The organism is Kribbella sp. NPDC054772, assembly GCF_053611945.1.
Genome location: NZ_JBSHBJ010000040.1, coordinates 1 through 15,602 on the forward strand (window position 1 = coordinate 1; position 15,602 = coordinate 15,602).

A 15,602-nucleotide genomic window follows, 5' to 3' on the forward strand; every position below is an offset into this window, starting at 1 on the left:
CCTCAAACGGTGCGCATCCCGTCAGGTGAGGGGCCGGCCCCTCAAACGGTCGGGGGAGGAAACGGGAGGACCCCCGGGGCCAGGTCGTGGCTTCGGGGGTCCTCGAGGGGTTTCGGTCGGGGTGTTACGCGGCGAGTGTCGGGTCGGCCAGCAGGCGGAGGCGGCCCAGCGCCTCGCGCTCGATCTGGCGGACCCGCTCCGCCGAGATGCCGTGCACGGCGCCGATGTCGGCCAACTTGGCCTGGCGGCCGTCGTGCAGGCCGTAGCGCCGCCGGATCACGTCCGCGGACCGCGGGTCGAGCTGGTCGACCAGGCTGAACAGGCCCGAGCGGTCCGACGCGTCCGCGACCAGCTGGTCCGGACCCGGCGCGGTCTCGGCCGCGATCAGGTCACCCAGCGAGGTCTCGCCCTCGTCGTCGACCGGACTGTTCAGGCTGATGTGGTCCCGGCCGATGCGGATCAGTTCGGTGACCCGCTCCGCGTCCAGGTTCAGCTCGGCTGCGATCTCGTCGATCTCCGGCTCCCGCCCGAGCTTGCGCTCCAGCGTGCGCCGCGCGGACCCGATCTGGTTCAGCTGCTCCACCACGTGCACCGGCAGCCGGACCACACGGGCCTGCTGCGCGATACCGCGGGTGATGGCCTGCCGCACCCACCAGGTCGCGTACGTCGAGAACTTGAAACCCTTCCGGTAGTCGAATTTCTCCACCGCCCGGATCAGCCCCGTGTTGCCCTCCTGGACCAGGTCCAGCAGCGGCATCTGGGACCGCCCGTACCGGCGAGCGATCGACACCACGAGCCGGAGGTTGGCGGTCACGAACCGCTGCTGCGCGCGCCGGCCCTCTTCGGCCAGCCACTCCAGCTCCTCCTCCGTGGCATATTTGGGCGCTCCGCCCTTCTTCCGTCCAACCCGCCCCTCGGCCAGCAGTTGCTCCGCCAGGAGTCCTGCCTCGACCGTCTCAGCGAGCTCGACCTCTTCCTCTGCGGTCAGCAAAGGCGTGCGTGCGATCTCTTCGAGGTAGAGACCAACACTGTCCTTGCCGTCGATACCGTCGTCCGTGCTGCGGACACGAGCCGTGCGAGCCACCGAAACTCCCTTCGTCGTTACATGGAGAGCAACGCTCGAGTAGGGTTCAAGATTCCAGGACGAGTGTGTAAACACCCTGAAGGTTCCCTGAGAGTTCCCGGCAGGGTTTCCGCCGTGGAAACCGATGTCCCACGGCCTTGCTGCCAAATGCGGCGCAACACCCCGGCGACTTCCTGAGAATCCGTCCAGAAATCAAACGCTCCGGTGTCCCCGGATGTGCTGCACAACACACATCCGGGGCCAGAAATTCCGCCTTTTCTAGCTCAGACCGAGGGTGTCGAGCTCCCAGGCGAGCGTGAACGCGACCTCGCGCCAGGCGTCGTACCGCCCGCTGCGGCCGCCGTGGCCGGCCTCCATCTCGGTCTTCAGCAGGACGTCGGGATCACCGGTCGCGGTCGCGCGGAGTTTCGCCACCCATTTCGCCGGTTCGACGAAGAACACCCGGGTGTCGTTCAGGCTGGTGATCGCCAGGACGCGCGGATAGTTCTGCGCGCTGATGTTCTCGTACGGCGAGTAGGACTTCATGTACTCGTAGACTCCGGCGTCCTCGAGCGGATTGCCCCATTCCTCCCACTCGATCACGGTGAGCGGCAACGACGGGTCGAGAATCGTGGTCAGCGCGTCCACGAACGGGACCTCCGCGACGATTCCGCCGAACGCCTGCGGCGCGAGGTTCGCGACCGCGCCCATCAGCAGGCCACCGGCGCTGCCGCCCTGCGCGACGATCCGTTCCGGCCGTGTCCAGCCGGCCTCGACCAGGTGCTCGGCGGCCGCGACGAAGTCGGTGAAGGTGTTCCGCTTGGTGAGCATCTTGCCTTCGTCGTACCAGTGCCGGCCGAGCTCGCCGCCGCCGCGGATGTGCGCGATCGCGAACACCACGCCACGGTCGAGCAGCGACAGCCGCGGAATCGAGAACCACGGGTCCATCGAGCTCTCGTACGAGCCGTACCCGTACAGCACGACCGGCGCGTTCCCGTCCTTCGCGACGTCCTTGCGCGCGACCAGCGAGATCGGAACCTTGGTCCCGTCCGGAGCGGTCGCCCATTCGCGGTACTGGGTGTACGCGGTCAGGTCGACGCCGCCGAGCACCGGCTGCTGCTTGAGCAGTCGCCGCTCACCGGTCGCGACATCCACGTCGTACGTCGAGCCCGGCGTGACCAGAGACGTGTAGCCGAAGCGGTACCGCGTCTCGTGCCACTCGTCGTTGCGCCCGGGGGAGACCGTGTGGATCGGCTCGTCGAACTCCAGCCCCTCGGGCGCGCCGAAGCCATCCTCCGTACGGCGCATGATCGCCAGCTCGGTGAGCGCGTTGCGGCGCCGGTACAGGATCACGTGGTCGGCGAACGCGTCCGCGCCGAGCAGCCGGCTGCTCTTGTCGCCCTCGAGCAGCGTCGTCCACTCGCCGGGGGAGTTCAGCGGCGCGGTGGCGAGCGAAAAGTTCGGGGCGTCGGCGTTGTGCGTGATCAGCAGCTGGTCGCCGGCGTGCTCGACGTCGTACTCGACCCCTTCACGCCGCGGCGCGACCACGACTAGCTCGCCGGCCGGGTCCTGGGCGTCGAGCAGCCAGACCTCGCTGGTGAGCTTGCTGCCGAGCGCGATCATGATCGCCTTCTCGTTGCGGGTCAGGTCGACGCCGACCCAGAACCGCTCGTCGGTCTCTTCCATCACGAGCACGTCGTCCGGCGTACCGAGCGTGTGCCGCCAGACCTGGTACGGGCGCCAGGCGTCGTCGACCTTGGTGTAGAAGATCGTCGAGCCGTCGGCGGACCAGGCCGAGCCGTAGTGCACCTCGGGCAGCTCGTCCGGCAACAGCTCACCGGTGCCGAGGTCCTTGATCCGCAGGGTGAACCGCTCGTCGCCCTTGAGGTCGACGGAGTAAGCGAGCAGGCGGCCGTCCGGGGAGACGTCGACGGTGCCGAGCGAGAAGAACTCGGAGTCGCCGGCGACCTCGTTGCCGTCGAGCATCACCTCCTCGCCCGCGATCTCGCCGTCGGTGGCCGGCGGCTGGTCGCCGTCCACCTTCACCCGGCAGTGCAGCGCGTACTGCCGGCCCTCGATCGTGCGCGAGTAGTACCAGTACCCGCCGCGCCGGGCCGGGACGCTCAGGTCGGTCTGCAGCGTCCGGTCGGAGATCTCCTTGAAGAGTGCCTCACGCAACGATTCCAGGTGCGCGGTACGCGCCTCGGTGTAACTGTTCTCGGCCCGCAGGTACCCCAGCACCTCGTCGTCGGTCTTGTCCCGCAACCACTCGTAGTCGTCGACGAAGGTGTGACCGTGATGGGTCCGCTCAACCGGCTTCCGCGCGGCGATCGGGGGCGTAAGAGATGAAGACTCAGACATGCCCGCGAGACTACCCGGCGAGCCTCAGATCCCGTACGTCGCGACGACCGGTGCGTGGTCGCTCCAACGCTCGGCGTACGTCGGGGCTCGGTGGACGACGCAACCGGTCGCGGCGGTCGCCAGGTCGGGGGAGGCGATCTGGTAGTCGATGCGCCAGCCGGCGTCGTTGTCGAAGGCCTTGCCTCGCCAGGACCACCACGAGTACGGACCGGGACCGTCGCCACCGAAACGGCGGCCGAGGTCGACCCAGCCGGACTCGAAGAGCCGGTCCATCCAGGCGCGTTCCTCGGGGAGGAATCCGCTCTTATTGCGGTTCGCCTTCCACGCCTTCAGGTCCTCTTCGCGGTGCGCGATGTTGAGGTCGCCGCACATCAGCACGTGCCGCCCGTCCGCGCGTAGTTCGGCCAGCCGCGCGGTGATCGCGTCGAGGAACGCGTACTTCTCCTCCTGGCGCGGCGGCGTCTCGAACTCGCCCGTGAACACATACGTGCTCACTGCGGTCAACGTCGTACCGTCGTCGAGGACGACATCTGCCTCGACCCAGCGCCCGGAGCCGTCGAAGCGCGCCGGTCCGATCGCCGCGCGCTCGTCCTTGATCGGCCGTCGGCTCGCCACGGCCACGCCGGCGCGACCCTTGTGGCCGTCGATCGTCGGCTCGGCATGCGCGATGTTCCAGTCGCCGCCGAGCAGTTCCCGCAGTACGTCGTCCGACGCGCGAACTTCCTGCATCAGCACCAAGTCGGGGTCCGTGCTCTCCAGCCACGGCACCATCCCTCGCCGGAAGGCGGCCCTGATCCCGTTCACATTCACCGTGGCAACCGTCAGCACGCCGGAACCCTACCCGTTGTGGTGCCCCGGCTTGACCACCATCAGCACCAGCACGACCAGCCAGAGCAGCGAGAAGATCCCGGACGTCATCGACAGCATCTTCGCCTTCGACACCACCGCACCACGCGCCTCGGCGTCCCCACCGGCCACCGCGAGCACACTGGACTGCGCCGGTACGACGAGGAACGCCAGCACCAGCGCTGCGGCCAGCGTGAGAACGATCGACACGATCACCCACGCTTCACCGGTGACCTGCATGCCGCCCGCGACCGCGAACCCGAACACCGGGACGGCGAGGCTCGCCCACGCGTACACCCGGGTGATGCGGTGCAGCACCTCCAGGCCGCCCGCGTCCGGCGTCTCGGCGGTCAGCACGCGGCGCGCGATCGGCGGGAACATGCTGGCCGCGATCGTCACCGGGCCGACGCACAGGATGGCCGCGAGGATGTGCACCGTCAGGAAGAACTTGTTCATCAACGCTCACTCGGACGTAGTCGTGAGGATCGCGTCCAGCGACCGTTCGCAGAGGTGCTCGAGAGCTTCCGGTGACACGGTCGGGTTGTCGATCCACAGCAGGAGGGTCTGCTCGACGTAACCCTGCCAGCCGTGGCACGCGAGCTCGACGACGGGGGTGACCTCGACGCCACTCTCGGCGACCGCGCTGATCACCCACTGGCTGAAGACGCGCCGCAGGTCCGAGTGCAGGGTGCGGATGTCGGGATCACCGGCCGCGGACATCAGCAGCGTCGCGCGGTACAGCTGCGGAGCCTCGAGTACGGCGCGGACGAACGCGCGGATGCCGGCTCGGAGCTGCTCGTGCGGAGGCAGCGAGGGGTCTGGAGCGGTCCGCAGCATGACCTCCGCGGCGGCCTCCTCGATGACGGCGTACTGGAATTTCTTCTTGGAGCCGAAGTAGTGGAACAGCAGCGCGGGGGAGACGCCGGCCTCGGTCGCCACCAGTTCGACGGTCAGCTCGCGGTGCGGGTCCGCGAGCAGCACCCGGCGGGCGGCCTCGAGGATCTGCGCCCGCCGCTGGTCGGGCCGCAGGCGCGAAGTGGAGGTCGAGGTCATAGCGGACAGTCTATTGAGTAAATGGTCAACAAGCCATTACTGTTGAGTACCCACTCAACAAGCTGGAGGTCCAGATGCGTCCGTTGGCCGGTCAAGTCGTCCTCGTCACCGGAGCTTCCCGGGGGATCGGCGCCGCGGTGGCGCGGAAGCTGGCCCAGGACGGCGCGAAGCTCGCGCTGGTCGGTCTCGAGCCCGACGAGCTGAAGAAGGTCGCCGAGGACTGCGGCCCGGACGCCGGCTGGTGGGAGGCCGACGTCACCGCCACCGACTCGTTGCGCGCCGCGGTCGAGGGGATCGCCGAGCGCTACGGCCGGATCGACGTGGTGATGGCGAACGCGGGGATCGCGGCGCCGGGGTTCAGCCGGAGCATGGACCCGAAGGTGTGGGAGCGCGTCATCGACGTCGACCTGCTCGGCGTCTGGCGGACCGTGCACCTGACGTTGCCGTACCTCCTGGAGAGCAAGGGGTATCTGCTGCTCGTCTCCTCGCTGGCCGCGATCGTGCACATCCCGGGCCTGGCGTCGTACAACGTCGCCAAGGCCGGCGTCGAGGCGATGGGGGACACGCTGCGGCCGGAGCTGAAGCACCTCGGCGTGCGGGTCGGCGTCGCGCACATGACGTTCGTCGACACCGACATGGTGCGTGGGGTCGACGGGCACCCGGTGTTCGGCAAGGTGCGGACCGGGATCCCGCTGGTGAGTAAGACGTACCCGCTCGAGTTCGCCGTGGACAAGTTCGTCGAGGGCATCAAGAAGCGGTCCCGAACGGTGCACGTTCCGGGCTGGATCGGCGCGATGAAGGTGGTCCGCTGGGTGCTCCCGCACGTCATCGAGCTAGGCTCGCGATTCAGCGTTCCGAAGTCCGACGCGGCCGCGCTCGCCGACATCCAGACCCGCGGCGCCGAGGCGTCGTCGCGACCGAGCGGCGCTGGTGGCCAGGCCGACTCGGAGAAGGCAGCCCACAGGTGAGCCGCGAGTACGACGTCGTACTGCTCGGCGCGAGTGGTTTCACGGGGGCGCTGACCGCGGAGTACCTGGACAAGAACGCTCCGGACGGACTCCGCTGGGCCGTTGCCGGACGCAACAAGTCGAAGCTGGAGCGGTTCGGCAAGGACATCCTGCACGCGGACGTGACCGACCCGAAGTCGCTGCAGGCGCTGGCCGAGTCCACGAAGGTCGTCGCCACCACGGTCGGCCCCTACATCCAGTACGGCGAAGCGCTGGTCGCCGCCTGCGCCGAGGCCGGAACGGGGTACCTCGACCTCACCGGCGAGCCGGAGTTCGTGGACCGGATGTACGTGCGGTACCACGAGCGCGCGCAGCAGACGGGTGCCCGGATCATCCACGCGTGCGGCTTCGACTCGATCCCGTACGACCTCGGTGTGCAGTTCACCGTCGAGCAGTTGCCGGAGAACGTGCCGATCCAGGTCGACGGCCTGCTCCGGGCCGGCGGCCGTCCCTCGGGCGGCACCTTTCATACTGCGATCACCGCGTTCTCCCGGCCCAAGCAGAACCTGGACGCACACCGTGCCCGGCGGGCCGCTGAACCGCGTCCGGTTGGACGGCGAGCCCGCGCGGTCGCGGGCAGCATCCACCGCCAGGAAGGGTTCTGGGCGGTGCCATTGCCGACCGTCGACCCGCAGATCGTCGGGTACTCGGCGCGTCTGCTGGACCGCTACGGACCGGACTTCCGCTACTCGCACTATGCCGCGGTGAAACGTCTGCCCACCGTCGCGGCGGGCGTCGGCGGCGTCGGCCTGCTGATCGCTGCGGCGCAGATCCCGCCGGCCCGCAAGGCCTTGCTGAACCGCCTGCAACCCGGCGACGGACCGAGCCCGGAGCGCCGCGCGCGGTCCTGGTTCAACGTCCGCTTCGTTGGCCGGGGCGGCGGCAAGCAGGTGATCACCGAGGTCGCCGGCCGCGACCCCGGGTACGACGAGACCGCGAAGATGCTCGGCGAGAGCGCACTGTGTCTGGCGCTCGACGACCTGCCGGAGACCGCCGGTCAGACCACGACGGCCGCAGCGATGGGACCCGCGCTGCGCGAGCGACTGGTGAAGGCGGGGATGACCTTTGCCACCCTCGGCGTCGACCACTACTAGCCCGGACGGCACCCGGGTCGCCGTCTACGACTACGGCAACGCCGGCGCGCCGGTGCTGATCTGCGTCCACGGCTACCCGGACAACGGGTCGCTCTGGGAGCCGGTCGCCGAACGTCTCGCCGATGACTTCCACGTGATCGCGTACGACGTCCGCGGCGCCGGTGCTTCGGATCAGCCGAGCCGCACGGCGGCGTACCACCTCGATCGGTTGCAGGACGACTTCCGCGCGGTGATCGACGCGGTGTCGCCCGACCGGCCGGTGCATGTGCTTGCGCACGACTGGGGATCGATTCAGTCCTGGCACTTCGTCACCGACCCGGCGTTGCAGCACCGCATCGCGTCGTTCGTGTCGATCTCCGGGCCGTCGCTGGACCACGCGGGGCACTTCCTCCGGCGACGCAGCCGCGCCGCACTCCGGCAGCTCGTGCACTCCTGGTACATCTTCTACTTCCACCTGCCCTGGCTGCCCGAGCTCGGCTGGCGGAAGGGATGGGCGCACCGCGTCTTCAGCCGGCTGGAGCCGCAGGACGCTCAGGACAAACGATTGATCGGCGACTACCTGCACGGCATGAAGTTGTACCGCGCAAACGTTGTCCCTCGCCTGCTGCGGCCGGGTCAGCGGCGGACCGACGTACCTGTGCTGGCGGTGTCACCGGAGGGCGATCCGTTCGTCACGACGCCGCTGCAGATCGACGGAGCGCGATGGGCCACCGACCTGACGGTGAAAGTGGTCAGGGGCGGCCACTGGATGCCCCGGAACGATCCCGGACTTGTCGCCGAACTGGTACGGAAACACGCCGGTCAGGTGGCAGGCTGGGAGGTATGAGGACGCTTCTGAACCTGATCTGGCTGGTGCTGGCCGGCTTCTGGCTGGCCATCGGGTACGCCGTCGCGGGGATCATCTGCTGCATCCTGATCATCACCATCCCGTTCGGGATCGCGTCGTTCCGGATCGCCGGGTACACCCTGTGGCCGTTCGGGCGCACCATCGTCGACAAGCCGGGCACCGGGGCGGGCGCGCTGCTCGGCAACCTGATCTGGATCATCTTCGCGGGCTGGTGGCTGGCACTCGGCCACCTGACCACAGGGATCGCGCTGTGCCTGACGATCATCGGCATCCCGCTCGGGATCGCGAACTTCAAGCTGATCCCGATCTCCCTGGTGCCGCTCGGCAAGGACATCGTGCCGAGCGACCGGCCGTTCGCCGTCCGGTGAGGTCGCTGACCGTCCTCGGTTCCTGCGGCGCGTGGCCCGAGGCCGGTCGCGCGTGCGCCGGGTTCCTGCTCGAGTACGACGGGTTCCGGGTGGTGCTCGACCTCGGGTACGCCGCGTTGCCCCGCCTGCTCGCGCACTGCCCGAAGGGTGATGTCGACGCGGTCGTGGTGACGCACCAGCACCCGGACCACTGCGTCGACGTGAGCGGCCTGGCCCGGGTCCGGCACTACGAGGCGCCGGACGCGCCGCCCGTCGCGCTGCATTGCGCCCCGGGCGTTCTCGACGTACTGCGGGCCCTCGAGCCGAACCCGGATCCGGCGGAGGTCTTCGCCGTCCACGATCTGGCGTCGACGACACGGATCGGGCCGTTCGACGTGCTGGTCGTGGAACTGCCGCACTACAAGACGAATCTCGGGGTGCGGTTGAGCGCGCCCGGGGTCTCGGTCGCGTACACCGGTGACAGTGGGCCGTCGCCCGAGCTGCAGCGGTTGGCGGAGGGGACGGACCTGTTCATCTCGGACGCGACCTATCAGGGCTCGTCCCACGACAGCTACCTGATGACTGCGGCGGAAGCGGCTCAGGGCGCGAGTGGAGCCAAGCGGCTGTTGCTCACGCACTTCTGGCCCGGCTCCGACCGCACGGTATCCGTGGTGGAGGCACGCCGCGAGTTCGCCGGCGAGGTCATCGAGGCCGACGAAGGTCTGCGGCTGACCCTCTGAAAGGGTGCCCCAGGCAACCTAGCTGTGTTCGGCGTCGACGACCTTGCGGACGTTGGTGATGTCACCGCAGCCGGACCGGATCAGGCGGGCGCGCTCCTGTGCGAACGTGTCGCCGAGATCGCGCCGCACGGTCTCGGTGATGTCGGTGCGGGCCGGGTTGAGGACGTCGCGCTCTTCCTCGTCGAAGTGGTGGGTGAGTGCCTCGGACAGCTCGTGCAGCTTCGCGCTGAACTCTTCGCTACCGACGTCCTCGACCTCCATCAGCGCGAGCAGCGCATCGTTGCCCTCGGCATGCTCGTGTTCGGAGTGCTCGACCTCGTCGGCGTCGATCGCGTCCTTGCGGCGCAGCGTCGGGTAGACCCTCGACTCCTCGGCCTCGGCGTGCGCGATCAGAACGGTCGCCAGGTCGGCGAGCACCGCCTCCCGATCGCTCCGGACGTCGCGCAACTCCCGCAGCGCCTCCTCGAACCACCGGTGGTCGGCCAGGATGATCTCGACCACGTCTCCACTGGCCGACGGCAAGATCCTCGGCATGCGTCATCTCCTCTCTCAGGCCTAACCGGTACCCGGATAACCTGCGGTCATGCCGACCCCAGTCCAGTCAGCGCTCATCCGTCGCCCGAGTCCGCGGCTCGCCGACGGGCTTGTCACCCACATCGAGCGGCAGCCGGTCGACGTCGAGCTCGCGACGCGTCAATGGCAGCGGTACGTCGACGCGCTGCACGACACCGGTTGGACCACGGTCGAGGTGCCACCGATCGACGAGTGCGCCGACAGCGTCTTCGTCGAGGACACGATGGTCGTGTACGGCGACCTCGCGGTGATCGCCCGGGCCGGTGCGAACGAGCGACGCGCGGAAGCCGCCGCGGCCGCGCAGACCGTCGCGAGCCACGGCTACCGGATCGAGCACATCACTGAGCCGGGCACGCTGGACGGGGGCGACGTACTGAAGGTCGGCTCGACGATCTACGTCGGGCAGGGTGGACGGACGAACGCGGCGGGGATCGAGCAACTGCGTGCCGCGTTCGCCCCGCTGGGTGCCGACGTCCGGGCGTTGCCGGTGCGGAAGGTGCTGCATCTCAAGTCGGCCGTCACCGCGCTGCCCGACGGGACGGTGATCGGGTACGAGCCGCTCGTCGACGACGCGGGCGCGTTCGACCGCTTCCGGCCCGTTCCGGAGGAGGCCGGCGCACACGTTGTACTGCTGGGGGAGGATCGGCTGCTGATGGCTGCGTCCGCGCCGAAGTCCGCCGAGCTGTTCGAAGGGTTGGGCTACAAGCCGGTTGTCGTGGACATCAGCGAGTTCGAGAAGCTCGAGGGCTGTGTCACGTGCTTGTCGGTGCGCTTGCGCGGCTGAGCATGCGTCGCGCGTCGCGGGTGAGCTGCAGCTCGCGCCTCTTGCCACGTCCCTCGGCGACCTCGCACGCCTCCACCAGTGCCGCGCGATAGACCGCCGAGTCCGGGTGTCCGGGTGGTGCGTTCCGGACGACCTCGCTGAGGGTCCGGAGAGCGGGCGCGATGTCGCCGCACGCGAGCAATGCCTGTCCGAGCGCCGACCGGTCCCGGAGCAGTTCTGGATCATCGGCCGCGGCCTCCGCCTCGTCCGCGGTCACGATGTCCGCCAGCAGGTCGGCCTCGGCCCGTGGGCCACCGACCATCAACCGCGCGCCGGTGACCGCCTCGGCCGCCGCATGGGTCAGCTCATGATGCGGCCCGAACACCTCGACCAGTTGCGGCGTCAGCAGCTCGAACCACGCGATCGCTCGTCCGTAGTTCGCTGTCGCCAGCAACCCCTGCGCCACACGCAGCCGGACCCGCAACGTGGCCGGGTCGTCCGCCGGGAGAACCTGCTCCCGAGCGACCAGCGCCGACTGGTAGAACGGCAGCGCCCGGCCGGGCTCGCTCTCGTCCCAGTACGCCTCGGCCTGCCGGTACTCCGGGGCGCCGTCGAGCTCCGGATGCGCCGCGATCGGCTCCCGTCGTACGACGGCACGCACCGGCGGCTCGATCAGGCGGCGGCCGACGTAGCTGCGGCCGCCGGTCGGGATCACCCGGTACTGGCCGTGCTTCGACACCGGAACCCACAGCACGGTGCTGTAGAGCGTGCGGATCGAGGACCCGCAGTTCTCGCAGACGTCGCGGTGCCCGTAGAACCGGCTACCCATCGGGCCCGCGGTCTCGGCGGCGCGCCAGGCCTCCGAGGCCGCCGTGCAGGGCGCACAGAACGGGTAGACCCCGCGCCGCTCCTCATTCATTCGGCCCATTGTGGTCAGTTTCGGGTTCGCCGTCCTCATCCGCAGCGGTGATCCGTACTTTTGTCAGCGCCGGATCGTCCACGGCGAACGTCCGCACCGGCCCCGGCGGTGTGTCCGCGGTCTCGAACCGCACCGTCACCCGCCCGCGGCCGGACCCCCAGACCCAGCCCTGCCCGTGCTCGGGATGCGCCACGTCCTGCCCGGGGTGGAATCCGAGCTGGTCCCGCGGGCGGGCCGGCAGCTCGACGATCTCGATCGGGTTCCCGGCGTGCTCCTCCTCGGTGAAGAGGTCGTCCTGGATCCAGTCGGCGAGTGACGAGACGCCTACACCGAGCAACCGGATGCCGCCGCCGATCTCGCTCTCCTCGAGCAGCCGGCGGGCGACCCGCGCGATCACCCGCGCGTCGTCGGTCGGTCCGGCCAGCGTCGACGACCGGGTGTGCGTGGTGAAGTCGTGCATCCGCGTCTTCACCGTGACCGTGCGGCCGGACAGCTGCGCCTTCTGCAACCGCTCGGACACCCGCAGCGCCATCCGGTCGCTGATCGCCGCCAGAAGCGCGCGGTCGATGATGTCGGTCTCGAACGTGTCCTCGACACTGACCGACTTGGTCTCCCGGTCGCTGACCACCGGACGGTCGTCGGCGGCGACCGCGAGCCGATGCAGGCTGGTGCCGTGCGCGGAGCCGATCTGCCGCACCAGCTCGTCCTCGTCGAGCTGCTGCAGATCCGCGACGGTCCGCACACCGGCCATGCTCAGGCGCTGCGCCGTCGCCGGGCCGACCCCTGGGATCACCGTGACCTGCATCGGCGCGAGGAACTCCGCCTCGGTCCCGGCCGGGACGACGACCACGCCGTCCGGCTTGTCGAGATCGCTGGCGATCTTCGCGATCAGCTTCGACGTCCCCGCGCCGACCGAGGCGGTCAGACCGCCGCTCACCTTCCGGATCGCTTCCTTCAGGTCGTTCGCGATCGCTTCGACATCGTCGACGGTCAGGTCGCTCAGTCCGCTGGCGGCCAGGTCGATGAACGCCTCGTCCAGCGACAGCGGCTCGACCAGCGGCGACAGCGCCCGCATCTCCGCCATCACCGCGATGCTGCTCTGCCGGTACGCCTCGAAGCGTGGGCTCAGGTACGCCGCGTGCGGGCAGCGCGACCGCGCTTCTGCGGTCGACATCGCCGAGCGGACGCCGTACTTGCGGGCCTCGTACGACGCCGTGGACACGACTCCGCGCACGCCGATCCCGCCGACGACCACGGGTTTGCCCCGGAGCGACGGCTTGTCCCGCTGCTCGACGGCCGCGAAGAACGCGTCCAGGTCGACATGCAGCACCGACGGATCATTACGCACCTGCCCAGTGTCCCCGTCAGCACCGACAATTGGTGCATGAGCTTCCCCGACCACTGGGACGACGGCACCGACCCGACCAGCGCCACACACCAGGTCCACTGGTACGACGACCGGACGGCGATCGTCCGCCAGTCCCTGCGAACCAACTTCGAGGGCCCGTTCCTGTACCTCTTGCTCGGTACCGAGCGCGCCCTGCTGCTCGACACCGGGACCGGCCACGTCCCGCTCCGGCCGTTGATCGACGAGCTGGTGGGGGAGCGGGAGCTGATCGTCGCGCACACGCACAGCCACGGTGACCACGTCGGCGGCGATGCGGAGTTCGAGAACGTGGTCGGCCCATCGGCCGCGGACGTCGCGGCGTACTTCGGGCTGACCGACTGGCCGAACGGCGTGGTGGAGCTCGACCTCGGTGGGCGGGTGCTCGACATCCTCCCGATCCCGGGCCATCACGCGTCGCACATCGCCGTCTACGACCGGGACACGCGGCTGCTGTTCAGCGGCGACTCGCTCTACCCGGGGCGGCTGTACGTCTTCGACTGGCCGGAGTTCCGGGCGAGCGTCGCGCGGCTCGGGGAGTTCGTTGCCGGGGGCAAACCGGTGGAATGGGTGCTCGGCGCCCACATCGAGATGACCACCGAGCCGGCGCAGGACTACCCGATGGGCGCCGACCAGCATCCCGGCGAGCACGAGTTGCCGCTGCGCCCCGGCGTACTGACCGAGCTGGTGGACGTGATGGCGACGGCCGGCGAGGAGCCGGTCCGGATCGAGCGCGAGCACTTCATCGTGTTCCCGGTGGTGCCACCACGCGAATGATCAGCGCACAGGTGGGCACCTTCAGGCACACTGAGCGAAGGAGCCACCAGGGGAGGCGCTGATGGGTGAGGAAGTCGACCGGGTCGAGTTCACCCGGGCGGACCGGACCGCGTTCCGCGCTCAGGTCCATCGCAATCTGGACGCCTTCGCGCGGATGCTGCGCGAGGCCCGGTTCGCGCCCGAGAAGCCGATGACCGGTATCGAGATCGAGCTGAACCTGGTCGACGAGCGCTGCGACCCGGCGATGAAGAACTCCGAGGTGCTGAGCGCGATCGAGGACGACGCGTTCCAGACCGAGCTCGGGCAGTTCAACATCGAGATCAACGTGCCGCCCGGGCAGATCGACGGTCTCGGGCTGGACACGATGGAGTCGAGCATCCGAGACAGCCTGAACGCGGCCGAGGACAAGGCGGCCCGGACCGGCTCGTCGATGGTGATCGTCGGGATCCTGCCGACGCTGCTGACCGAGCACATCCGCCGCGACGCACTCAGCACGAACCCGCGGTACTCGTTGCTCAACGACCAGATCTTCGCGGCCCGCGGCGAGGACGTGCAGATCTCCATCGATGGTGTCGAGCGGCTGCAGGTGACCGCGGACAGCATCGTCCCCGAGGCCGCCTGTACGTCGACGCAGTTCCATCTCCAGGTCACGCCAGAGGCCTTCCCGCGGTACTGGAACGCGGCGCAGGCGATCTCCGGCGTGCAGCTCGCGGTCGGTGCGAACTCGCCGTTCCTGTTCGGCAAGGAATTGTTGCGCGAGACCCGGATCGCGTTGTTCGAGCAGGCCGCCGACACTCGCACGCACGAACTGAAGACGCAGGGCGTCCGGCCGCGGGTCTGGTTCGGTGAACGATGGATCACGTCGATCTTCGACCTCTTCGAGGAGAACTCGCGCTACTACCCGGCGCTGCTCCCGGTCACCTCCGACGAGGACCCGATCGCGGTCCTGGACCGCGGTGACACTCCGGCCCTTTCGGAATTACGCCTGCACAACGGGACGATCTATCGCTGGAACCGCCCGGTGTACGACGTTGTCCGGGAGAAGCCGCATCTGCGCGTCGAGAATCGTGTCCTGCCGGCCGGTCCGACAGTGGTCGACACGATTGCCAACGGCGCCTTCTATTTCGGACTCGTCCGTGCGCTGGCCGATGACGAACGGCCGATCTGGTCGCAGATGTCGTTCAGCGCCGCCGAGGAGAACTTCCACGCCGCCGCCCGGCACGGCATCGACGCCGAGGTCTTCTGGCCCGGGGTCGGCACGGCCCGTGCGACCGAGCTGGTGCTCAGACGCCTGCTGCCGTTGGCGGTTCGCGGTCTGGACGCCTGGGGCGTCGACGTCGCGGTCCGCGACCGGCTGCTCGGGATCATCGAGCAACGCTGCCTGACCGGCCGCAACGGCGCGTCGTGGCAGGCCGACGAGTTCCACCGCCTGTATACAAAGGGGCCGTACGGTCGGCGGGACGCGTTGCGCGGAATGCTCCGCGGGTATCGCGACCACATGCACGCGAACACTCCCGTGCACGCGTGGCCGGTGGACTGAACCGGTTCGTACCGCGCGACAACGTAGGACAGTGCGCGCCGAACCAGGCGGAACTCCGGTCCTTCTGACGGAACCTCGTCGACCTTGCCCAGGGCAACGGCGTCGGCGGGTTCCGGCACGAGTTCGATAACGACCCGACATACAGGGGTGGCGCTTTCGGTGACAGCCCTGCAAAGGTGTGCGCACCGGAAGGTTAGCGGGGCCCACCGGGGGTAGTACTCGGGCACCGGCAGCCCTCCGTCACCGTTGCGACACAACAGGTGCAAATGCAGCGGATGCCGACCGCGG

The 15,602-nt window shown here is 69.1% G+C and carries 16 protein-coding genes; 8 read left to right on the forward strand and 8 right to left on the reverse strand.

The annotated features are described in order from the left end of the window. Positions 1–124 precede the first annotated feature (124 nt). The 5 genes from ACWGID_RS36650 to ACWGID_RS36670 all read right to left on the reverse strand — a co-directional run bounded on the left by ACWGID_RS36650 (position 125) and on the right by ACWGID_RS36670 (position 5,323). Positions 125–1,084: a sigma-70 family RNA polymerase sigma factor gene (locus ACWGID_RS36650; RefSeq protein ID WP_452203958.1), complete on the reverse strand. Its 960-nt coding sequence runs from the start codon at positions 1,082–1,084 to the stop codon at positions 125–127. A 258-nt stretch (positions 1,085–1,342) separates the two neighbouring features. Beyond that, positions 1,343–3,424 (reverse strand): S9 family peptidase, encoded by a 2,082-nt coding sequence (locus ACWGID_RS36655; RefSeq protein ID WP_452203959.1) that lies wholly within the window; start codon positions 3,422–3,424, stop codon positions 1,343–1,345. Positions 3,425–3,448: 24 nt separating this feature from the next. Next, positions 3,449–4,252, reverse strand: a complete 804-nt coding sequence (gene xth / locus ACWGID_RS36660) for an exodeoxyribonuclease III (protein WP_452203960.1) — start codon at positions 4,250–4,252, stop codon at positions 3,449–3,451. 9 nt (positions 4,253–4,261) lie between these two features. Further along, positions 4,262–4,726 carry a hypothetical protein gene (locus ACWGID_RS36665; protein ID WP_452203961.1) on the reverse strand — a complete coding sequence of 155 codons (465 nt, stop codon included), beginning with the start codon at positions 4,724–4,726 and terminating at the stop codon, positions 4,262–4,264. Between the two features lie 6 nt (positions 4,727–4,732). Next, the gene (locus tag ACWGID_RS36670; RefSeq protein WP_452203962.1) at positions 4,733–5,323 is read right to left on the reverse strand and encodes a TetR/AcrR family transcriptional regulator; all 591 of its coding nucleotides are present in this window, start codon (positions 5,321–5,323) and stop codon (positions 4,733–4,735) included. Positions 5,324–5,397: 74 nt separating this feature from the next. Here ACWGID_RS36670 and ACWGID_RS36675 point away from each other — a divergent pair, with 74 nt between their 5' ends. From ACWGID_RS36675 to ACWGID_RS36695, 5 genes are read left to right on the forward strand one after another with little or no spacing between them, the layout of a single operon-like run. Then, positions 5,398–6,291, forward strand: coding sequence for an SDR family oxidoreductase (locus ACWGID_RS36675; protein ID WP_452203963.1), 894 nt, complete (start codon positions 5,398–5,400; stop codon positions 6,289–6,291). Next, a complete protein-coding gene (locus ACWGID_RS36680; RefSeq protein WP_452203964.1) occupies positions 6,288–7,424 on the forward strand; it encodes a saccharopine dehydrogenase family protein in 1,137 nt (378 codons plus the stop codon). Before ACWGID_RS36675 ends, ACWGID_RS36680 begins: the two co-directional genes overlap by 4 nt. Beyond that, entirely contained in the window at positions 7,396–8,250 is an 855-nt protein-coding gene (locus tag ACWGID_RS36685; RefSeq protein ID WP_452203965.1) for an alpha/beta fold hydrolase, read from the forward strand. Before ACWGID_RS36680 ends, ACWGID_RS36685 begins: the two co-directional genes overlap by 29 nt. Continuing rightward, positions 8,247–8,639 (forward strand): YccF domain-containing protein, encoded by a 393-nt coding sequence (locus ACWGID_RS36690; RefSeq protein WP_452203966.1) that lies wholly within the window; start codon positions 8,247–8,249, stop codon positions 8,637–8,639. The genes ACWGID_RS36685 and ACWGID_RS36690 overlap by 4 nt, the downstream gene beginning before the upstream one ends. Then, on the forward strand, positions 8,636–9,358 hold the full coding sequence (locus tag ACWGID_RS36695) for an MBL fold metallo-hydrolase (protein WP_452203967.1): 723 nt from the start codon (positions 8,636–8,638) through the stop codon (positions 9,356–9,358). Before ACWGID_RS36690 ends, ACWGID_RS36695 begins: the two co-directional genes overlap by 4 nt. An 18-nt stretch (positions 9,359–9,376) precedes the next feature. On the opposite strand, the gene ACWGID_RS36700 is transcribed toward ACWGID_RS36695, so the two are convergent. Next, a complete protein-coding gene (locus tag ACWGID_RS36700) occupies positions 9,377–9,892 on the reverse strand; it encodes a hemerythrin domain-containing protein (protein WP_452203968.1) in 516 nt (171 codons plus the stop codon). A gap of 49 nt (positions 9,893–9,941) precedes the next feature. Here ACWGID_RS36700 and ddaH point away from each other — a divergent pair, with 49 nt between their 5' ends. After that, entirely contained in the window at positions 9,942–10,715 is a 774-nt protein-coding gene (gene ddaH / locus ACWGID_RS36705) for a dimethylargininase (protein ID WP_452203969.1), read from the forward strand. Here the strand turns inward: ddaH and ACWGID_RS36710 are convergent. Together ACWGID_RS36710 and ACWGID_RS36715 are read right to left on the reverse strand one after the other, a co-directional pair. Beyond that, positions 10,684–11,613, reverse strand: a complete 930-nt coding sequence (locus tag ACWGID_RS36710; protein WP_452203970.1) for a hypothetical protein — start codon at positions 11,611–11,613, stop codon at positions 10,684–10,686. The genes ddaH and ACWGID_RS36710 overlap by 32 nt on opposite strands. After that, complete coding sequence (locus tag ACWGID_RS36715) at positions 11,606–12,961, reverse strand: DNA polymerase IV (protein WP_452203971.1); 1,356 nt, start codon at positions 12,959–12,961, stop codon at positions 11,606–11,608. The genes ACWGID_RS36710 and ACWGID_RS36715 overlap by 8 nt, the downstream gene beginning before the upstream one ends. A 36-nt stretch (positions 12,962–12,997) precedes the next feature. Between ACWGID_RS36715 and ACWGID_RS36720 the strand changes: the two genes are divergently transcribed. Together ACWGID_RS36720 and ACWGID_RS36725 are read left to right on the forward strand one after the other, a co-directional pair. Next, positions 12,998–13,774, forward strand: a complete 777-nt coding sequence (locus ACWGID_RS36720; RefSeq protein WP_452203972.1) for an MBL fold metallo-hydrolase — start codon at positions 12,998–13,000, stop codon at positions 13,772–13,774. Positions 13,775–13,835: 61 nt separating this feature from the next. Next, a complete protein-coding gene (locus ACWGID_RS36725) occupies positions 13,836–15,314 on the forward strand; it encodes a glutamate--cysteine ligase (protein ID WP_452203973.1) in 1,479 nt (492 codons plus the stop codon). Positions 15,315–15,602 lie beyond the last annotated feature (288 nt).